Source organism: Dokdonella sp. (assembly GCF_019634815.1).
Lineage (GTDB): Bacteria > Pseudomonadota > Gammaproteobacteria > Xanthomonadales > Rhodanobacteraceae > Dokdonella_A.
Map to the genome: position 1 here is coordinate 1 of NZ_JAHCAP010000019.1, position 20768 is coordinate 20768.

Consider the following 20768-nt stretch of genomic DNA (forward strand, 5'->3'; position numbering starts at 1 on the left):
TGTGCAAAGGCCGCTTCGCCCTGCTTGCGCACCTGCTGATAATTGAGCAGGCCGGTCAGCCCATCGTGCTGCGACTGCCAGCGATAGCGGTGGCGCTCACGCGAGAGACGGCGCAACAAGATGCCCAGCAGGACTGCCGCAAGCAGCAGACCGACGAGGCCGAACAGCATCAGCAACACCCGACGCCGGGTTGCCGTTTCACGCAAGGCCGCGGTCTCGCGTTCCGCCTCGAGCAGGGCAATCTGCTGCTGCTTCACCCTGGAATCGAACTGCACCTGCAGAAAGGCCACTCGTCGCAGCCGGTCGTTGCGGTCGGCGCGCTCGATCTGGACCAGTGCCTCCCGGGTGTGGCTGAGTGCGGCCTCCAGATCACCCCGTCGTTCGGCAAGTCGCGCCAGCAGCCGTTCGACCTCGCCCACGGCAGCATAGGCACTGCCTTGCTTGCGGAATACCTGCAGGGCTTGGGTCAGCAATGCCTGTGCCCGCTCCGGCTCGCGATCGAGCTCGATGAGGCTGCCGGCAATCGCCAGGCGGGCATCGGCGATGCCGACCGTGTAACCGACGACCTCGTAATCGGCTAGCGCCCGGCCGAGCCAGTCAAGCGCAGCGGCATGCCGCCCTTGCATGGCCTCCATCTTGCCCACGCCATATTTGCCGGATGCTGCAAACAGGGCATCGCCGGTGTTGCTGCAGGTTTCGATCTGACGGTGCCGCCAGTCGCTGGAGGCCACGTATTCGCCAAGCCGCTCCTCGGCAAGGGCCAAGTCGCCATAGGCCCGGCACAGCAAGTCAGGTGAATTGCTGTCCTGGGCGCGCAGCAGGGCTTGCGAAGCCAGTTCGCGCGCCTTGTCGAATTCGCCGACGAAGCCGTAGACGTAACTGGCGGCACCGAGCAAGTTGGCGGAATCAAACGACGATTGCGGCAAGGAGGCGAGCGCGGTGTTGAGCCAATTGAAGGCGTGCGACCAGTCCTCGACGTTGGCGGCCACACTGATCCCGGTGGCGTAGACACGGCTGCGCAATGGCTCGGCCAGATCATGCCCGAGCAGATCGACCAGACCTTGCAATGCGGTTTCCTGATCGCCCGACAGGGCGACGCCACGCCAGTGGATGTATTCGAGCCGCTGGCGCTGCGCCGTCGTCAACTTGCCCTGTTGTGGCGCGAGCGCATCGATGCGCGCCTGCACGGTGCGCCACGGCGCCTTGATCGAGAGCTGCTCGATCCGGCCGACTTCCGCTTCGAGGTCATCATCGGCCCGAGCCGGCGCGATGATCGCCAGCAGTCCAAGCAAAACGATGACCAGAAAGCGCGGCATCGACGCGACCCGGCGAGCGAAACCGCTACTCGTCGTAGGCCCGGATGATGTGGTTGGTCGCGAATTGCCCGTCGGCCAACCCGGTCAGCCGCTTGATCGCCTCGTAATCCTTGGCGAGCATCGCCTTGCGCTCTTCATCGGACAAACCGTGTCGGCGCATCGCCTGATCGGGATCCTTTTCGTATTCGGCAGCCAGGGCCGCATCCCGACCCAGTCGACGCATGAATTCAAGCAGTCTTGGCACGATCCCCTCCCTACGTGACCTTGGCGCAGGCGATCTTGCCGCCCCCTGTGCGCGCCTCTGGCCCAGGCACCGCTCCTTCACACAAGCGAGCCGTACCTGCTGCCCCAGACCTGCCGACGTTACCACAGATGGATCCCGTTCCCGCGTCTGTGGGTCGCGGCATCTCGCATCGGCCAGTGCGGCGCGGCACAATTCCACTTCGCTACCTCCGAGTTGCCACGCATGGACACCCAGCACCCCGACCTGCATATCCTCTATGCGGAACACCTCGCCATACTGCGCAGCCGCACCGATGCCGCATTGCAACGCGAGGGCCATGACCACCTGCTGGTCGCCGCCGGGCAGTCGCACTTTCAGTTCCTCGACGATCGCGACTATCCGTTCTGCGTCAATCCGCATTTCAAGCACTGGCTGCCGGTCTCGCGGGCGCCGGGCTCCTGGCTGATCTACACGCCGGGCCAGAAACCGCGCTTGGTATTCCTGCAGCCGCACGATTACTGGCATGTCGTGCCGGCTGCTCCCGCAGGCTATTGGGTTGATCATTTCGACATCCAGATCATCCGCGAACCCGCGCAGGCCCGCGCGCACCTGCCACGTGATCTGGAGCGCTGCGCGATCATCGGCGAAGCCAATGCGGCGCTCGATGGCGTGGTACCGAACAATCCGTCCGGCGTGCTCGATCATCTGCACTGGTACCGCTCTTGCAAGACCGCCTACGAACTGGCACTGATGCGCGTTGCCAGCCGCCTTGGCGCGCGCGCGCATCGCGCCGCCGCGGCGGCGTTCCATGCCGGCGCCAGCGAGTTCGACATCCACATGGCCTACCTCGCCGCCGCGCGCCAGACCGACAACGAGCTGCCCTACGGCAACATCATTGCGATCAACGAACATGGCGCGATCCTGCACTACACCGACCTCGCCCACGCGCCACCGACGCAGCGCCGCTCCTTGCTGATCGATGCCGGCGCCAGCTTCCACGGCTATGCCAGCGACATCACGCGTACCCACGCGGCAGCGGACGCCGGGGAATTCCGCGAGCTCATCGAGGCCGTCGACACCGCGCAACAGGGCTTTTGCGCCAAGGTCCGCAGCGGCCAGAGCTATCCCGAACTGCATCTGCATGCGCATCAGGTGCTCGCCGGCATCCTCAAGGACCACGGCTTCATCCGCATGAGTGCCGAGGGCGCGGTCGAATCGGGATTGTCTTCGACATTTTTCCCGCACGGGCTCGGCCATCCAATCGGCCTGCAGGTGCATGACGTGGCGGGCTTCCAGGCCAGCGACAGCGGCGGCACGATTCCACGCCCGCCCGGCCATCCCTATCTGCGCATGACCCGCGTACTCGAAGCCGGCATGGTGGTGACGATCGAGCCGGGTCTGTACTTCATCGACCTCCTGCTCGCCCAGCTCAAGGACAAGCCACTCGCCAGGGAAGTGCGCTGGGACCGCGTGGACGCTTTCCGTCCGTTCGGCGGCATCCGCATCGAGGACGATGTGGTCTGCACCGGCGGCGATCCGGAGAACCTCACCCGCGACGCCTTCGCGCAGCTTTGAAACAAATCCGATAGCGGACAGCCAGGCGCAAGGTCACGCGCCATAGAATCGCGTCGCTTTGACACGGCAGGATTGCCCGCACCATGAGCACGCCCGAAACGGCACGCCCTCTTTCACGGCTGCAGCGCTGGCAGCCGCTGCTGCGCTGGCTGCTGCCGCTCGGGCTGCTGAGCGCAGTCGCGGCGCTGGTCTGGCATGGCGTCGACGGCTTCGATCTGCCGCAATTGCAACGCACCCTGCTTGCGGTGCCGACCGTGCCTGCGATCGCCATCGCCCTGCTGGCTCTGGCTTCGGTCGCCTTCACCGGACTGATCGACCTGGTGATCGCGCGCTGGTTGGCGCTGCCGATCGGTGCGCGCGACATGCTGCGTCTTTCGTTTGTCGCCAATGCGCTCGCCAACGCGCTCAATCTCTACGGCACGCTCGGCTCGGGCGTGCGCCTGCTGGGCCTGGGTACGCGCGGCATCGAACTGGCGCGCAGCGCAGCCTTGATCGGCCTGCAGGTATTGTCCTTGCCGCTGGGCCTGTCGCTGCTGGTGATCCTCACGGTCGCGCTGGGTTCGCGGCCGATCACGCCGAGCACGACCACGCATTGGCTGGCGATGGCCGTGCTCGCTGCCGCGGCCTGCTATCTGCCACTGTTTCATCTGGTCACCGCGCGACGTCGCTTCATGCGCTGGCTGCCCGCAGGCAGCGATCTGCCGCCCTTGCGACTCAAGCTCGGCCTGACCCTGCTGTCGTTCATCGACTGGCTGCTCAATGCCGCGGTGCTGTATGGATGCCTGTACCTGTGCGGCGTGCCGGTTCAACCCGGCGCCCTGCTCGGCAGTTTTGCCGCGGCGCAGACTCTCGGCCTGCTCAGTTTGATCCCGGGTGGCTTCGGCGTGTTCGACGGACTCATGCTGCTGGCCTTGACCACGGCGGGGCACGACAGCGCCGCGGTGCTCTCCGGCCTGTTTTTGTTTCGCATCGCCTACTATCTGTTGCCCCTGATGAGTGGTCTGTATGTCGGCTCGGGCCTGCTGGTGGCTCGCATGCCCGCGCTGTCGCGCGCGGGCGAGCGCCTGCGTCGCCATCCCTTGTTCGGCCTGCTCGGCCTGCCCGGCAACCTGCTCGCCGGCTTCGGCATGCGCGTACTGGCAATTCTCACCTTCAGCGCCGGACTGGTGCTGCTTGCCTCGGCGGCGATTCCCGCGGTTCACGAACACATCGAGCTGGTACGTCGCTTCCTGCCACTGGCCGCGGTCGAAAGTTCGTACTGGTTTTCGATCCTCACCGGTGTGTTGCTGCTCGGCCTGGGACGCGGCATCGATGGCCGCCTGCGTTTGGCCTATGGCCTGACCCAACCACTGCTCGTGCTCGGCGCGATCCTTGCGATCACCAAGGGCCTGCACTTTGGCGAGGCCTTGTTCCTGCTCGCGATTGCCGTCCTGTTGCGTTTGCGCAAGCGCGAATTCAGCCAGCGTGCGATGAGCCTGACCTCGGTGACGACGCTGGCCTGGTTCGGCGGCCTGCTGCTGGTGGTGCTGGCGTTCTTTGCGATCGGCATCGGCGCAGTCCTGGGCGATGACAGTTTCGACTTGTGGTATTTCGGCCACGGCGAGCATTCCTCGCGCATCGCGCGCGGCCTGTTCGCTGCGGCAATCGGCGTGTTCGCCTATCTGATCTGGCAGGCCTTCGCCGTGCGTCGGCCGGCGCTGAAACTTCCCGATCATGCCGAGCTGGAACAGGCGCGCGCGGTGTACATGCAGCATGGCGGAGGTGAGTTCGCGCATCTGAGCTTCAGTGCCGACAAGCACCTGTTCTGGTCGGCCGACCACGGCGCGGTGGTCGCCTACGGCATGGTGCGCGATCGCCTGGTGGCGCTGGGCTCGCCCAGCGGTCCGGCGGCGGCGATCAAGCGCACGATCCTCGACTTTCGCCAGTTCGCCGACGCCCAGGATCGGGTGCCGCTGTTCTACGAAGTGCTCGAACCCGAGCTCTCGCTCTACCACGACCTCGGCTTCGACCTGTTCAAGCTCGGTGAACTGGCGACGATCCGTCTTGCCGAGTTCAGCCTCGCCGGCAAGCGCTGGGAAGATCTGCGCCAGGCGGTCAACCGTTCGCTCAAGGAGCAGCTCGAGTTCGAACTCGTCGAGCCACCGTTCGATACCGTGCTGATGAGCCAGATCGAGCGCGTCTCCGATGCCTGGCTCGCCGCCAAGGGCGCGCACGAGAAGGGCTTCTCGCTTGGCCGCTTCGATGCCGATTACCTGGCCTGGAGTCCGCTCGCACTGGTGCGTCGCGCCGGTGAAATCATCGCCTTCGCCAACTTGCTGCCACCCTATGGCCCGAACGGCACCGCCAGCATCGACCTCATGCGGCTGCTCGACGATGCGCCGCGCGGCACCATGGACTTCCTGTTCGCGCGCGTGATGCAGTGGGCCAGGGACGCCGGCCACGCGCAGTTCAGCCTGGGCATGGCGCCGCTGTCGGCGGTTGGCGACAATCCCTACGCACGCATCAACGAGCGCCTGGCTGCACTGGCCTTCCAGTACGGCGGGCGCTTCTACAACTACCAGGGCCTGCGCCACTACAAGCAAAAGTTCCAGCCGCAGTGGACGGGCGCCTATCTCGCCTACCCGCGTGGCCTGTGGGTGCCCGGACTGCTCATCGACATCACGGCCCTGGTCGCCGGTGGCTACCGGCACCTGTTGCTGGGCGGGCGCTGAAGCGGGCTCGCTCAGCGCTTGTCGATGAAGGCACCGGAAATCAGGTCACCCAGCGCGTAGGGTGCGCTGCGGTCGAGCATGCGCGAATGGTCGGCATATTCCTGCCCTCGACCGAACTGCACATGCGCGGCAAGCATGCGCACGCTGCGCAGGCACAATTCCTGCCGCGTGGGATCGATGCTCGAGATCGACAACAGCGCCACGCCCTTGCGTCCGAGCTGCAAGGCGTAGCAGTCGAGCATCGGCTCGCCGCGACCGTATTTCGACACTTCCTCGACCCAGGTTGCGCGCGCGGTCCGCGGGTCGAACGATGGCAACTCGGCGTATGCCGAAATGTGGTCGGGCTCGGCGCTCAACAGCTCGGCCTGACGATTCATCGCCGCCTGGGCGTCCGCACGCAGCGTCTCGGTGGCGACACCGGCAAGACCGCTGTTGGCCACGTAGCCGTCACCGAAGTAATCGACTTCGACATGCCAGGCCCGCTTCCCGGTGAGGTCGACGCGTTCGTGCACGAACCAGCCGATGGTGCTCGCTGCAGGCTCATCCACGGTGCCGCCGAAAGCCTGCATCAGGGCTTCGCGGTCGATGAAATGGAAGTGAGCGGGCGGGTTGATCGCGATCGGCGCATCGGAAATGGTCACGGTGTCGTTGCGTCGCGGAAGATTGGCCAGCGCACGCGCGCGGCGTGCATTGCGACTGATGAGATCCTCGTCCGCCGGTGCCGTGATGGCCTCGTCGAATCCCGGACCTTCATCCTCGATCAGATGCAGGCGCGGCATGAACATCAACACCAGCAACAACGCAAGCACGCTCGTGCCGAGCGAGGCCAGCAAGGGCATGCGCGGGCCATCGCCTTCGTTCCAGTACTTGACCAAAACGTAGATGCCGACCGGCCAGAACAGGAACATCAGCACGGCAAGCAGGGGGCTGATTCGCCAGGTGCGCACCAGCGCCATCAGATAGAACACCAACCCGACGAGCCACAGCAGGACGAGAAGCAAATACATGCGCGATCAACCTCCCAGGGGCGTGATGTGCTTCACCTGTTCGCGGCGCAACACATAGCTTGCCCTGCCGCCCGAGCGTCGCACGCTCAAGGTCACTTCCTTGGCGTTGGCGGCGATGATCTTGCCGCGATGCTCGCGCTCGTTGATGGTCTTGATGATCGCCTGCCGCCCGACATGGGTGGCCAGATCATCGAAGGTGAGCCCTTCCCCGTCGGGGTGCGTGACGAGCCAGTCGTCGTTCTCCTGCGCCTGCGGCGGCGCCACAGCGGCGATCACGGGCGTGAATTCATCGGGAACCTCGGCCACGGCCGGCGTGGCCGCATCGGCACCCGGCGCAGTCGTTGCCGAGGTCGCCGCCGAATCGGCGAGCATGAGCTCTTCGATGCGTGCCTCGTCCTCCTCGGGCGTCGGCGGCATCGCCAGCGCCGCGCCGGCCAGCACCAAGGCGCACAGTGCACCCATTGTCCGCATGGCTTGCAAACTTCCCCCTTCGTGCCTTCCGCGGCATGCTGATGCCTTGGTCCGGCACCCTGCCTGTTTCTGCCATCCTAGACCAAGGCGCCGCGTCCGTGTGTGGCGGCCGGCGCAGTTCAGGATTTCACGTCAACGCGACGTCACCGCTGTCAGCGCTCGGGAAATCAGCGCGCCGAGCGCGGCATAGTCGCCATCGTAGTGATGACCGCCGGGCAATGCTGCGGCGCGCACCCTGACCGGCAGGGGGCCACTGCAGGGACTGTCATCCTCATCCGCCCCATGCACGCACAGCAGGGACACCTGACTGCGCGCCAGCTCGGGGACGAGCGGCAGGGCGCCCTCGTGATGGGTCGAGCCAAACCAATCTCCGACATGGATCTCGAACACCGCCTCATCGTCAGGCGAGATCATCACGCCCAGTTCGATGCGCGCGCGCAGCGCCGGCGGCAAGCGATTGAGGATCACCGGCACCAGACTCGCGCCGAAGGAATAGCCGACCAGCACGAAGCGGGTGTTCGCGGCGTCCTTGCCGTAGTGCGCGATCACGCGCGCAATCGCGTCGGCGGCGGCCTGTGGCGTCTGCGTATGCCAGAAGAACTTGAGCGTGGAGAAGCCGACCACGCGCACGCCCTGCGCCGCGAGCGCCTCGGCGACGCCGCGGTCGAGCCCGGCCCAACCCCCGTCACCGGTGACGAGGATCGCCACGCGCCCATTGGCGGTGATGGTCGGCGCGACTTCGGTCAGCGGCAAATCGGCAACGTCGTCGGGCAATGCGGGCGCTGACGCGCTCTGCTGCCGCTGCCAATCGAGCCAGATCCGGGCCGCATCGTCGGCCGCATCCACGGATGTCGACATCGGGCACAGCCAAGCGGTCACGCGCCAGACCGCTGCGAGCCATGCACCCAGACCATCGCTGCGTGCACCCGGCGCGAACAGCCGCGGCCACCACGGCAAGGGCATCGCCGTCACTGGCACCACTCGAAACCGCCCAGCCCCATCCGCGGTCGTGATCGCGCCCGCATCGCCGGCACACAACGGCTTGGCCAGACGCAGCGCCTCGTCCCAACCGAGGGTGATGAGGCCGGAAAAAGTACCCGCCGGTGCCTGCGCGCTCATCGCGTAGGCGAATGTCGCGCCAACGCCATCACCGATCACCAATGGCGCGGCGTATTGCGCGATGTTTTCGTGCCGCGCGATCCAGTGCGCCACCTCTTCGACATGACCGGCCGGATACGAACACTTGTCGTCGATCGCCTGCAGGCGCTTGAGATAGGCGGGCGTGTCGATACCCACCACCAGCGCGCCCTGTGTGGCGATCGAGCCGGCAATCGACTCTTCACGCGCATTCCAGCCATCAGCATCGGAAAACTGCAACACCATCGCATTGCTCGCCGCGGCCGGGCGTGCCAGATGCAAATTGCCGAACAAGCCGTAATTGACCGCCTCGCTCGGTGCAGGCGCGCGCGCGCCGGCATCAGCGCAAGCCGACAACACGGCCAGCAACAACAAGCCACGCATCATCGAGCCGCGGCCATCAGAGCTTCGATTTCATCGGCATCCTTGGGCACGCCGTCGGAAATCACGATCGGATCGCCGTCGGTGACGATCACATCATCCTCGATGCGGATGCCGATGCCGCGGTATCGCGCGTGCACGCGCCTGGCGTCGGGCGCGATGTACAGCCCCGGCTCGACCGTGACCACCATGCCCGGCTCGAGCACGCGAAATTCGCCGTCGATGCGGTAGTCGCCCACGTCATGCACATCCAAGCCGAGCCAATGCCCGGTCTTGTGCATGTAGAAGTCGCGGTAGGTCTGATCGCGCAGGTTCTTTTCCAGCGTGCCCGACAGCAGGCCGAGACGGATCAGGCCACGCGTCAGCACGCGCACTGCGGCTTCGTGATACGCATCGAAAGGGCGCCCCGGGCGCACCTCGTCGATCGCGGCAAGCTGCGCGGCAAGCACCAGATCATAGAGTTCGCGCTGCGGCGGCGAGTAGCGACCATTGACCGGGAAAGTACGGGTGATGTCGGAGGCGTAGCAGTCGAATTCGGCGCCGGCGTCCATGAGCAGCAGATCGCCGTCGCGCAGGGGCGCATTGTTGGCGCGGTAATGCAGCACGCAGCCATTGGCACCGCCACCGACGATGGGTTCGTAACTGGGCACCGCGCCATGCCGGCGCAGCACGTGCAACAGTTCGGCCTCGACCTCGTGCTCGTTCATCCCCGGCCGCACCGTCTGCATCACGCGCCGATGCGCGGCGGCGGCAATCTGCGCCGCTTGTTTCATCACACTCAGCTCGGCGCGCGACTTGAACAAGCGCAGATCATGAAGCAAGTGCGACAGGGCGACGAATTCATGCGGCGGGCGCACGCCATGACGCATCTGTGCCCGCAGGCGGTTGACCCAGGACATCAGGCGCAGGTCGAAATCCACATCCCGACCGAAGTGGTAGTAAACGCGCTCGCGGCCTTCGATCAAGCCGGGCAGGATGTCGTCGATGTCCTCGATCGGGAATGCATCGTCCATCGCGTAGCGGGCGACTGCGCCTTCGGTGCCCGCGCGTGGCCCATCCCAGCGTTCACGTTCGGGATCGCGCTCGCGACAGAACAGGATGACCTCCCCGGCAGCGCGCCCGGGCACCAGCGCCAGCACCGCCTCGGCCTCGGGAAAGCCGGTGAGATAGTGGAAATCGCTGTCTTGTCGATAGGGGTAATGCGCGTCGTTGTTGCGCACGCGCTCCGGAGCGGCGGCAAGGATCAGGATCGCGTCGTTGCCCGCCATGCGCATGAGCTGCTTGCGGCGGCGGGCATATTCGCGTGGCTGGATCATCGTGATGTGGATCGGCTCAGTGATTGAAGGCCGGCAGCAGGGCTGCGCCGCGCGCAATCTACCACCTGTGACCGCCCAACATGATCGACGCATCGGATCTTGACTCGACGGCGCTTGGCGGAAGGGCCGCGGTTTGCCTAAACTGGCAGCAGACCGACGCGCGGATTCCCCTTGCCAGTGACTGCGCCAGCCTCACGCCACAACGGACCGCGATGGCGTATGCGGGCGGCCCTGTTTGCGTGCCTGGCCTGCGTCCTTTTGCAGGCTCAGGCCCAGACTCAATCGCAGCCGGATGGCGAGGCGGCGACGCTGCGCGAGTTCCATTTCCAGACCGTGACGGTCGATCAGGGGCTGGCCGAAAACTCGATCAACGTGCTGCTGCAGGATCACGCCGGCTATGTCTGGGTCGGCAGCGACGGCCCGCTGCAGCGCTACGACGGCTTCAACTTCACCAATTACTCGCCGGCCAACCCCGACGGCAACTCCATACGCAACGGGATCAGCGCGCTGGTGGAAGACTCTGCGCATCGCATATGGGTCGGCACCTACAACGCCGGACTGCTGCGTCTGGCACCTGATTCGAAGTCACTGGAGAAAATCGCCCTCGACGCGTCCGCGATCGGCAGCGTCCACTCCCTGCTCGTCGATGGCAAACGCGGCCTGTGGGTCGGCAGCGTTCAAAAGCTGGTGCTGCTCGACCCCGACAGCGGCGCGCTTCGGCAAAGCTGGGCACTGCCCGGGGCCCGCCGGGGCACGCTGGTGCAGCAACTGTGCCTGACCGCCGATGGCACTCTTTGGATCGGCACCTCGAGTGGCTTGTGGAAGCTCGCGACGACCACGGCGCAGCCGCAACCGGTCGATGCCGCGGAACTGGCGGCGATCACCGCACTGCAGGTCGACGCCAACGGACAGTTGCACATCGGGACCACCGATGGGCTGTATGGCATCGATGAACAGGGCCGGGTGGAACGGCAATGGCCAGTGCCTGGCAGTGCGGCCATCAGCGCAATCGCCCAGGATCGCCAGCAACGCCTGTGGCTGGCGGTCGCTGGGCGCGGCATCGCGATCATCGATCCGTCCAACCAGCAGTCACGCTGGCTGCTGCCAGACCCGTTCACGCCCGGCAGCCTCCCCGACGTCAACGTGACCCTGCTCATGCTCGACCGCTCAGGCCTGATGTGGGTCGGCACGCATGATCGGGGGCTCAGCCGGGCAGATTCAGCGGGTACGCCGTTTCGCTATCTCGTCGATCACAATGACAGAGTCGATTCCAGTCGGCGCAACGATGTCCATGCGCTGGCAAGCGATGCCGACGGCACGCTCTGGATCGGCGACAGCCGCGGCCTCAAACGCTACCTGTCGGATTTGAACCGCTTCGACTACGTGCGCAGCGTTGTACCGGTGAAGGGCGATCACAGCCTGCCCGCGCAAGACCTGCAGTCGGTCAGCGCGATCGTTCCTGCGGGGAACGGCCGCTTCTGGCTGGCCTCGCAAGTCGGCGTCGGGCTGTTCGATCCGGTCCGCAACACGATTGCGCCACTCGCGGGCAGCGATGCGAATCTCGGCTCCGCGCAAGCCTACTGCCTGGCCACGGGGGCCGAACAGCGCCTGTGGATCGGAACGCGCCGCAGCGGCCTGGCCCGCTATCAGGTCGATACCGGACAATGGATCTGGTATCGCAATGGCGCCAGCCCGGCCAACGCGATTGCCGCCAACATGATCATGGCCGTGCATGAGGATCGCGTTGGCCGCGTATGGGTGGCCACTCTGTTCGGTCTCAACCTGATCGACAGTCAGACCGGTTCGATCCGCCTGTTCCGCCACGCAGCCGACGATCCGCGCTCGTTGTCCTCAAGCACGATCTTGTCCATCCACGAGAGTGCCGATGGCCAGCTCTGGTTCGGCACGCAGGGCGGGCTCAACCGCCTCGAGGCCCTGGATGCCCGCCATGCGAGCTTCTCGCGTTGGCAGCAGGCCTCGGCAAATACCGGAACGATCCATTCGATCGAGGATGATGGCCTTGGGCACCTCTGGGTCGGCACCAATCGCGGGATTTTCTCGCTCGACGTCGTCGCCAACCGCTGGCAGCGCTACACCCTCAATCAGGGTTTGCAGGGGCTGAACTTCAATACCGGCGCGAGCACGCGCTTTGCCAACGGTGAACTGGCTTTCGGCGGCAGCGACGGCATCAACCTGTTCCGGCCCCAAGGCGTGGTCAGCAGCCGATTCATTGCGCCGGTGGTGGTGACGCAAATCGAGGTCGGCGCAGACGCGGCCCCGGCGCAAAAGATCGATGGCAGCCTCACCCTGGAGGCCAGCGATCGGCTGGTGCGCTTCGAGTTTGCCGCGCTCGACTACGCCGCCCCCGAACGCAATCGCTTCGCTTACCAACTCAATGGCTTCGACGACCGCTGGGTCGAAGCCGGCTCGCGCCACGAAGCGATCTACACCAACCTCGCCCCCGGCAGGTATACCTTCAATTTGCGCGGCAGCAACCACGATGGTTATTGGAATCCATCGATCACGCGCGTGGAAATGAACGTGCTGCCGGAATGGTGGCAGAGCCTGCCGGCCAAGTCGCTGTACGGCCTGCTGGGTGCCAGCGCCCTGCTCGTGTTGATACGCACGCAGCGCCGCCGGCGGCGGGCCGAGCTCCTCCACCACCACGACCTGCGGGAGCGCGAGGATCGCTTGCGGCTGGCGCTGTGGGGCTCGGGCGACGATTTCTGGGACTGGGACATGGCCAGCGATCACATGGTGCTGACCGGATCGAGTGGATTGTTCAGCGGCCAGCGCAGCCAGACCAGCATCGAGTTCAGTCGTTGGTTCCGCGCCAATGTGCACCCGGCCGACCTGTCCGAAGTCGAGCAGCGCCTGGATCGACACATCCGCGGCAAGACCGATGCCTATGAGGCCGAGTACCGCATTCGCACCGAATCCGGACGCCTGATCTGGTTGCTCGCGCGCGGCAAGATCGTCGAGCGCGACGCCAACAACCAACCGATGCGCATGTGCGGCACGACTCGCGACATCACCGTCGAGCGCGCCGCCGAGCAGGAACGTCGCATCGCCCACGAAGTGTTCCGCAGCATGGGCGAGGCGGTGATCGTCAATGACCTCGACTTCCGCTTCACCACCGTCAATCCCGCCTTCACCCGCATCACCGGCTGGACCCAGGCTGAAGTCGAAGGGCAATCGCTGTCCCTGCTCGATTGCGCACACCATCCCACCGAGATCTATCGTGACTTGCGCAAGACCGTCGAGGCCAGCGGGCAATGGCGCGGCGAGCTGTGGCAACGGCGCAAGAATGGTGAAGAATTCCTAAGCTGGTGCGAGGTGCAGGAAGTGCGCGACGCCAACGGCGCACGCAGCCATTTCGTCGGTGTCATCAGCGACATCACCGACCGCAAGCGCGCCGAGCAGGAATTGCGCTATCTCGCCAACTACGACGCGTTGACCGGCCTGCCCAATCGCTCGTTGCTGGTCGAACGCATCGAGCGGGGCATCGCACGGGCACGGACCGAAGAGCGCGGTTTGGCCGTGCTGTTCCTCGACCTCGACCGCTTCAAGCATGTCAACGATTCGATGGGACATTCGGCCGGCGATTCACTGCTGCGCGCGGCCGGCGCGCGCCTGCGTCAGGTGGTGCGAGGCAACGACTCGGTGGCGCGCATCGGCGGCGACGAATTCACCGTCGTGCTCGAGGACATCACCGGAATCAGCGATGCCGAGTCGGTGTCGGGAAAGATCCTCGCCGCCTTCGAGGAACCGCTGGAACTCGACAACGGCCAGGAGGTGGTGATTTCACCTTCGATCGGCATCAGCCTGTTTCCCGACCACGGCAACAATGCCAACGACCTGCTCAAGTACGCCGACACCGCGATGTATCAGGCCAAGGATCACGGTCGCCGCACCTGGATGGTCTATGCCGAGGCGATGGATGCTGCCGCACGCTTGCGTGCCACCACGATGGCAGCGTTGCGCAAGGCGCTCGATCGTTCCGAGTTCCATTTGCGCTACCAGCCCAAGATGTCCCTGCGCGACAACCGCATCACCGGGTTCGAGGCCCTGCTGCGCTGGCGCAGCGGCGACATCGGCGAGGTTGCGCCAGGCGTGTTCATTCCGATCGCGGAAGAAACCGGGATGATCGTGGAAATCGGCAATTGGGTGATCGAGCAGGCCTGCCGTCAGCTCGCCCGCTGGCGCGCCGAGGGCCTCACCGAAATCAGCCTGTCGATCAACCTGTCGGTGGCCCAGCTGATGCACGCCGACCTGATTCACCGCCTGAGCGAAAGCCTGATCGCGCACGACCTGCCGCCGGCCCTGCTCGAGCTCGAGCTCACCGAAAGCATGATCATGGCCAATGCCGAGCGCGCGATCTCGACTTTGCGCCGCATCAAGGAAGTCGGCGTCGCTCTGGCCATCGACGATTTCGGTACCGGCTACTCATCATTGAGTTATCTGCGCCGCCTGCCCATCGACGCACTCAAGATCGACAAGGAGTTCATCGACGATCTCACCACCGATCCCGATGACGACGCGATCACCGCCACCGTGATCGCGATGGCCCACTCGCTTGACCTGAACGTCATCGCCGAAGGCGTCGAGAAGCCGATCCAGGTCGAGTATCTGCGCGGACACCTGTGCGACGAGATCCAGGGGCACTGGCTGGCCGAACCGCTGCTGCCGGAGCAATGCCCACCCTTCGTGCGCGCGCACGCGCGCAGCCAGTCGCCGGCAGGACAAGGCCCGAACGACTGAAGGGGAAATCGTGGCGAGGGCCGGTGCCGGTCGGGCCGTCTTTCGTGCTGCGACGCGGCGGACACGGCCCAGCTGACTCCGCCCGGCAACTCCCGCTATATTGCGAGCCATGTCCGGCGTCGACCAAAACCTCTCCGTCATCGATGAGCGCATCGATCGCCTGCTCGCGCTGTGCCGCAGCCTGCAGGAAGAGAACCGCAGCTTGCGTGCGAGCCAGGAATTGCTGGTCGGAGAACGCGCGCAGCTGATCGCACGCAACGAACAGGCGCGCACCCGCGTGGAAGCCATGATTGCGCGACTCAAGTCGCTGGAGCAGAACCAGGCATGAGCGAAGACGAGCCCGTCAAGGTCACGATCCTCGACCGCGAATTCCACGTGGCCTGCGCGCCCGGCGAGCGCGCCGGCTTGCTCGCCGCAGCGCATCATCTGGACGACCGCATGCGCGAAATGCGCAATGCCGCGCGCACCGTTGGCATCGATCGCATCGCGATCCTCGCTGCACTCAATTTCTGTCATGAATTGCTCGAGTCACGCAGTCGCGAAAGCAAGGGCGAACAAGCCTTGGCAGAGAAGCTGCATGCGATCAATCTCAAGCTTGAACGTGCCTTCCCACCCTCATTACAATGAGCGCGGGTGTCCTCTGCAGAACTCGGCAGCGCTCTTACATATTGCCTTGTTCCTATAAACGACCCCGGGATGGTTCCACCAGACTGTTGTGCAAGTCCGCCCGGAGCGGAAAGCCTTGAAGACTGGTCGACTCTCCCACCTGATCCTTGGGATCAAGGTCGTTCGATGCGCACCGGCTCAGGCGGAGGACATCTTCTTTTCTTGTGCGCATAAGCCACGCTCGTCGGCGAGCCACGGGCCCGGCGGCCACTTGCAGCCGCAGCCGTGACTTCAGCCAATGCCAGGCGGGCCTCGTTGCGCAACAGCTTGCGCGCGCGACGCGCGGCCCTGTCGCCTGCAGCGCGCGTGGCCGCGGCGCAGGCTCTGGTCGCGCAGGTGGAGCGGATTCCGGAATTCATCGTTGATACCCGCATCGCCGGGTACTGGGCAATCGCCGGCGAACTGCCGCTGGCCGCGCTGATGTCCGGCGTGAGCGTGCGCGGGCAGATCTGGCACCTGCCGATCGTCGACGACGATGGCCTGTTGCGATTTGCGCCGTGGCGCACGGGCGCCGAGCTGGCGGCCAACCGCTTCGGCATCCCCGAGCCGGTCTGCACGCTTGAGCAGAGCTGCGCGCCTGCCGATCTCGACGTCGTGTTGGTGCCCTTGCTTGGTTTCGATCGCGCAGGCTGGCGGCTTGGATTCGGCGGCGGTTACTACGATCGCAGTTTCGCCTTCCTGCGTGATCGCAGCGCTCCGGGAAAGCCGCTGCTGGTCGGCATCGGCTACGCCGTGCAGGAGGTCGATCCGATCGAGGCCCAACCGTGGGACGTGCGCATGGACTACATCGCGACCGACCGCGAATTGATCGATCTCACGCCACCGGTGTGAATCGCACCGGCGCCCACGCCGCGCATACCGACAGACAGGATCTTGCATGCGCCACTGGCTGATGAAGAGCGAACCCGATGTGTTCTCGATTGACGATCTGGCGAAGGTCGACATCGAACCCTGGAGCGGCGTGCGCAATTATCAGGCACGCAATTTCATGCGCGATGACATGCGCGAGGGGGACGGCGTATTGTTCTACCACTCCAGTTGCGCGCAACCCGGCGTGGTGGGCATCGCGCGGGTGGCCAGCGCCGCCTATCCCGATCCGACCCAGTTCGATCGGCGCAGCGAATACTTCGATGCCAAGGCCCGCCGCGAGACTCCCCGCTGGATGCTGGTCGACCTGCGTTTCGAGCGAAAGCTCGCCGGCCCGATCGGCTTGACCGAACTCAGGGCGCAACCACGACTGTCCGACTTCGCGCTGCTGCAGCGAGGCAACCGCCTGTCGATCCTGCCGGTCACAAGGCAGCAATGGGACGTCATACTTGGCATGGAATCGCCGCGCCGCGGCCACTGACGAACAGCAATGAATCAAGACGCAGAAAAACGCAAGGCCGCGCGCGCCGCGATGCGCTATGTCGAACCCGGCATGGTGGTGGGCGTGGGCACCGGTTCGACGGTCGCGCACTTCATCGACGCGCTCGCCGAGCGCCGCCACGACATTGCCGGCGCGGTGTCGAGCTCGGAATGGTCGACGCAACGCTTGCGCGAACGCGGTATCGAAGTGCTCGACCTCAACGCCACCGGCGAACTGCCGCTGTACGTCGATGGCGCCGACGAATGCGATGGCCAGCGCTGCCTCATCAAGGGCGGCGGCGCGGCGCTCACGCGCGAAAAGATCGTCGCGGCGGCGTCGCGGCAGTTCGTCTGCGTGATTGACGCGAGCAAGCGCGTCGACGTGCTCGGCCGCTTTCCGTTGCCGGTCGAAGTGGTGCCGATGGCACGCAGTCTGGTCGCACGTGCCATCGTCAGACTTGGTGGCCAGCCGGTATGGCGGGATGGCGTGGTCACCGACAACGGCAACTGGATCCTCGACGTGCACCACTTGCGCATCAGCGATCCCGTGGCCGTGGAACGCGAGTTCAACCAGATCACCGGCGTGGTCTGCGTCGGCCTTTTCGCGGCGCGACCCGCCGATGTGGTGCTGATCGGCGACCAGATCATGGCCTGACAGCGATTTTTTTATTCACGATGGATGGTCAGGATCGAATCGACGATGAATCACCTCTGTCCACGCAACCGCCGTCGCGCGATCCCGCGCGTGTTGCCACTCGCCCTGTCCTCCACCCTGCTTGCCACGACGGGCCTGCTCGCGGCTGCCGCACGCACTGCGGACAACGGCTGGATTGGCCCGCGCAGCGATCCGGCACGACACCTCTTCACGCGCCTGCCATTGCCGCGCAGCGCGGCACCGCGGGCCACCCCGGCTGCCTTGCTGCCCGTGGCCAATTGCAACGACGACGGCGCGGGGAGCCTGCGCGCAACGGTTGCGGCGGCCGCCAGTGGCGACGAGATCGACCTGCGCCAATTGCAGTGCTCGAAGATCACCTTGAGCACCGGCGCGGTCGAGGTCGATGTCGACGATCTGGCCTTCCTCGGGCCGGGCCGTGACAGGCTCGTGATCGACGGCGGCAATCAGGATCGACTGTTCATCCACCCGCACGGCGGCAGACTCGGCTTCTTCGGGCTTACGCTTGCGAACGGTCGCAATCGCGCAACCGGTTTCGATGTCGCGGGCGGTGGTTGCGTGGCCTCGGGCGGCTACCTCTTCGTTGTCGATTCCAGCGTGCGCAACTGCTACGCCGGCGGCGAGGGCAGCTATGGCGGCGCGCTCTATGCCTATTCACTGACCCTGAGCAACAGTTCAGTCACCGGCAACCATGCCTATGGCACCCACGAGGCAGCCGGCACCGCCGCTTTCGGCGGCGCTGCCTTCGTTTACGCGCTCGACCTGTCAGCGAGCACGGTCAGTGGCAATCGCGCCGACCACCGTGTCAATCCCGGGTTTTCCAGCTACGACACCGGCGGCGCGATCGTGGCGGTGACCGGCGGCACGATCCGCGAATCGACGATCGACTCCAACACCAGCGGAGGTCGTGCCGGCGGCATCGCCAGCTTCAATCCGCTCACCGTCATCAACAGCACGATCTCGGGCAATCGAGCCCTCAGCGACATCGGCGGCGGCTTGTTCCTGCGCTGGCCCTCGACGCTCGAAATGGACAACAGCACGGTGACCGCGAACCAGGCAGCGTTCGATGGCGGCGGCATCTGGCTCAATGCGCCGGGCAGCCGCATCCGCAGCAGCATCGTGTTCGGCAACTCCAGCGACCTTGGCAACGCCGACAATCGCTACGGCTTGCCCGGCACATTCGCGATCGATGGGGTGGCCAGCATCATCGGCTCCGCATCGGGACTGATCACGTTGCCGATCGATACGCTCGGCAGTGACCCCCTGCTGCGCCCGCTTGCCGCCAACGGCGGCCCTACGCGCACGCATGCGCTCGGCGCGGGCAGCCCCGCAATCGATGCCGGCAGCAATCCCGCGACGCTCGCAAACGACCAGCGTGGCAGCGGCTTCGTGCGTGTCCACGGCAGCGCCGCGGACATCGGTGCGTTCGAAGTCCAGCCGGCTGCGCCGAACGCCGCACTTGCGGTCCCGACCCTGTCACGGCTTGGCGCGGCGCTCATCGCGGGCCTGCTCGCAATCGCAACGCTTTTTTGGCGCAAGCGCCGGCGGATATGATCTTCGACGTCCAACGCGTCCCATGCCCTGTGCAAGGTCCGTCGGCTTTGCGTGTCAGCAAAGAAAGCGGGCTTGTGTTGCGCATGGAGCCTTCAAACGCGCCTTCAAACTCGTCTGGCGTTCGCCTATCGCCGCCATTGTCTCAAGCGAAAGCATCCAGCGGATCCAAATGACCATTGCTTGCAGCTTTGACCGACTGTAGAACCCGTCGCTGCCATTCTTCGCATCGCACCGCTTGTTTGGTCGATCTCGCTGGCAGGTGCGCGGTGCGCGCTCCGGGGCCAGCTTCGCTCGCGCTGCGCTGTCCAGAATCGCTCCCGGCGATTCTGTCGAACCAAGGTCCAAACCGTCGTTTCCCCAGCCAGAAACGACAAACCCCGCTGGCGCGGGGTCGGCGTCATGTTGCGACAAGATCGGGGACCAGGATTGCTCGCCCCATCCATGGGGCTCGCCCCTCTCGGGGCCAGCCTGCGGCTGTCCAAATTCGCTCCCGGCGAATTTGTCGAACGGGTCCGAACCGTCGTTGCCCCAGCCAGAAACGACAAACCCCGCTGGCGCGGGGTCTGTCGTTTCTGGCTGGGGGACTAGGATTCGAACCTAGATAAACGGAGTCAGAGTCCGTTGTCCTACCGTTAGACGATCCCCCAACAAACCGGGCGACGCGAGCCGGAAGGATCCAGCGTCAGCGCTTGGAGTACTGGGTGGCGCGGCGGGCCTTGTGCAAACCGACCTTCTTGCGCTCGACTTCGCGTGCGTCACGCGTCATGAAGCCGGCCTTGCGCAGCGGGGTCTTGAGCGATTCGTCGTACTCGACCAGCGCGCGGGCGATGCCGAGGCGGATCGCACCGGCCTGACCGGTCATGCCGCCGCCTTCGACCGTCACCAACACGTCGAACTTGTCCTGACTCTGGGTCAGCTCAAGCGGCTGGCGCACGATCATGCGCGAGGTCTGGCGACCGAAGAAATCGTCGAGCGCCTTTCCATTCACGGTGATCGCACCGCTGCCTTTGCGCAGGAACACGCGTGCTGCGGAGGACTTGCGACGACCGGTGCCGTAGTTCTGCTGGATTGCCATGTCAGTGTCTGCTGTTTATTGAAGTGTCCGCGCCCGCAACGCGGGCGCAGGCGAAAAATCGGATCAGGCCTTGATGTCGAGCGTCTGCGGCTGCTGGGCAGCATGCGGATGATTCGGACCGGCATAGACCTTGAGCTTGCGATACATCGCGCGGCCCAGCGGATTCTTGGGCAGCATGCCCTTGACGCCGATCTCGATCACGCGCTCGGGATGACGCGCGAGCATGTCCTTGAGCGGCGTGGTCTTGAGATTGCCGATGTAGCCGGTGAAGCGATGATAATTCTTGTCATCGAGCTTCTTGCCGGTGACGGCGATCTTCTCCGCATTGATCACGACCAGGTAATCGCCGGTATCGACGTGCGGGGTGTAGATCGTCTTGTGCTTGCCGCGCAGGCGGTGGGCCAGCTCGGCACACAGGCGACCCAGCGTCTTGCCGCTGGCATCAACCAGGTACCAATCGCGTTTGACGCCGTCTGCCTTGGCGCTGATCGTGTTCATATCCGTAGTACTCTGCTGGGCCCGGGAAAACCGGGGCACTCGAAAACGAGGGCGCGG

17 protein-coding genes, 1 tRNA gene and 1 other RNA gene are annotated in these 20768 nt (G+C 65.2%); 10 read left to right on the plus strand and 9 right to left on the minus strand.

Going from position 1 to position 20768, the window contains the following annotated elements; all coding sequences use genetic code 11:
• Together KF759_RS10090 and KF759_RS10095 are read right to left on the minus strand one after the other, a co-directional pair.
• A partial coding sequence (locus KF759_RS10090; RefSeq protein ID WP_291225073.1) for a hypothetical protein occupies positions 1 to 1316 on the minus strand: 1316 nt, incomplete at its 3' end.
• Positions 1317 to 1341: 25 nt separating this feature from the next.
• A complete protein-coding gene (locus KF759_RS10095) occupies positions 1342 to 1560 on the minus strand; it encodes a hypothetical protein (protein ID WP_291225074.1) in 219 nt (72 codons plus the stop codon).
• Positions 1561 to 1782: 222 nt separating this feature from the next.
• Here KF759_RS10095 and pepQ point away from each other — a divergent pair, with 222 nt between their 5' ends.
• On the plus strand, positions 1783 to 3114 hold the full coding sequence (pepQ, locus tag KF759_RS10100; RefSeq protein WP_291225076.1) for a Xaa-Pro dipeptidase: 1332 nt from the start codon (positions 1783 to 1785) through the stop codon (positions 3112 to 3114).
• Positions 3115 to 3197: 83 nt separating this feature from the next.
• The gene (gene mprF / locus KF759_RS10105) at positions 3198 to 5825 is read left to right on the plus strand and encodes a bifunctional lysylphosphatidylglycerol flippase/synthetase MprF (protein WP_291225078.1); all 2628 of its coding nucleotides are present in this window, start codon (positions 3198 to 3200) and stop codon (positions 5823 to 5825) included.
• An 11-nt stretch (positions 5826 to 5836) separates the two neighbouring features.
• Here mprF and KF759_RS10110 read toward each other — a convergent pair whose 3' ends face one another.
• From KF759_RS10110 to pepP, 4 genes are all read right to left on the minus strand, one after another.
• Complete coding sequence (locus KF759_RS10110) at positions 5837 to 6832, minus strand: DUF2167 domain-containing protein (protein ID WP_291225080.1); 996 nt, start codon at positions 6830 to 6832, stop codon at positions 5837 to 5839.
• Positions 6833 to 6838: 6 nt separating this feature from the next.
• Positions 6839 to 7294, minus strand: coding sequence for a hypothetical protein (locus KF759_RS10115; RefSeq protein WP_291225082.1), 456 nt, complete (start codon positions 7292 to 7294; stop codon positions 6839 to 6841).
• Positions 7295 to 7435: 141 nt separating this feature from the next.
• On the minus strand, positions 7436 to 8824 hold the full coding sequence (locus tag KF759_RS10120) for an AcvB/VirJ family lysyl-phosphatidylglycerol hydrolase (protein ID WP_291225084.1): 1389 nt from the start codon (positions 8822 to 8824) through the stop codon (positions 7436 to 7438).
• Entirely contained in the window at positions 8824 to 10137 is a 1314-nt protein-coding gene (gene pepP, locus KF759_RS10125) for a Xaa-Pro aminopeptidase (protein ID WP_291225086.1), read from the minus strand. The genes KF759_RS10120 and pepP overlap by 1 nt, the downstream gene beginning before the upstream one ends.
• Positions 10138 to 10356: 219 nt before the next feature.
• On the opposite strand from pepP, the gene KF759_RS10130 reads away from it, so the two are divergent.
• From KF759_RS10130 to KF759_RS10165, 8 genes are all read left to right on the plus strand, one after another.
• Positions 10357 to 14898: an EAL domain-containing protein gene (locus KF759_RS10130; RefSeq protein WP_291225088.1), complete on the plus strand. Its 4542-nt coding sequence runs from the start codon at positions 10357 to 10359 to the stop codon at positions 14896 to 14898.
• 109 nt (positions 14899 to 15007) lie between these two features.
• The gene (locus KF759_RS10135; protein ID WP_291225095.1) at positions 15008 to 15226 is read left to right on the plus strand and encodes a TIGR02449 family protein; all 219 of its coding nucleotides are present in this window, start codon (positions 15008 to 15010) and stop codon (positions 15224 to 15226) included.
• A complete protein-coding gene (locus KF759_RS10140) occupies positions 15223 to 15525 on the plus strand; it encodes a cell division protein ZapA (RefSeq protein ID WP_291225097.1) in 303 nt (100 codons plus the stop codon). Before KF759_RS10135 ends, KF759_RS10140 begins: the two co-directional genes overlap by 4 nt.
• Positions 15526 to 15532: 7 nt before the next feature.
• Positions 15533 to 15717: non-coding RNA, 6S RNA (gene ssrS / locus KF759_RS10145), on the plus strand.
• Positions 15718 to 15789: 72 nt separating this feature from the next.
• Positions 15790 to 16395: a 5-formyltetrahydrofolate cyclo-ligase gene (locus tag KF759_RS10150; RefSeq protein ID WP_291225099.1), complete on the plus strand. Its 606-nt coding sequence runs from the start codon at positions 15790 to 15792 to the stop codon at positions 16393 to 16395.
• Between the two features lie 46 nt (positions 16396 to 16441).
• Positions 16442 to 16912: an EVE domain-containing protein gene (locus KF759_RS10155; RefSeq protein ID WP_291225101.1), complete on the plus strand. Its 471-nt coding sequence runs from the start codon at positions 16442 to 16444 to the stop codon at positions 16910 to 16912.
• 9 nt (positions 16913 to 16921) lie between these two features.
• Entirely contained in the window at positions 16922 to 17566 is a 645-nt protein-coding gene (gene rpiA, locus KF759_RS10160) for a ribose-5-phosphate isomerase RpiA (RefSeq protein ID WP_291225103.1), read from the plus strand.
• Positions 17567 to 17611: 45 nt separating this feature from the next.
• Complete coding sequence (locus tag KF759_RS10165; protein WP_291225105.1) at positions 17612 to 19138, plus strand: right-handed parallel beta-helix repeat-containing protein; 1527 nt, start codon at positions 17612 to 17614, stop codon at positions 19136 to 19138.
• Between the two features lie 573 nt (positions 19139 to 19711).
• Here the strand turns inward: KF759_RS10165 and KF759_RS10170 are convergent.
• The 3 genes from KF759_RS10170 to rplM all read right to left on the minus strand — a co-directional run bounded on the left by KF759_RS10170 (position 19712) and on the right by rplM (position 20711).
• A tRNA-Gln gene (locus tag KF759_RS10170) sits at positions 19712 to 19785 on the minus strand.
• Positions 19786 to 19820: 35 nt separating this feature from the next.
• Complete coding sequence (gene rpsI, locus KF759_RS10175) at positions 19821 to 20213, minus strand: 30S ribosomal protein S9 (RefSeq protein ID WP_291225107.1); 393 nt, start codon at positions 20211 to 20213, stop codon at positions 19821 to 19823.
• Between the two features lie 63 nt (positions 20214 to 20276).
• Positions 20277 to 20711, minus strand: coding sequence for a 50S ribosomal protein L13 (gene rplM / locus KF759_RS10180; protein WP_291225109.1), 435 nt, complete (start codon positions 20709 to 20711; stop codon positions 20277 to 20279).
• Between the last annotated feature and the right edge of the window lie 57 nt (positions 20712 to 20768).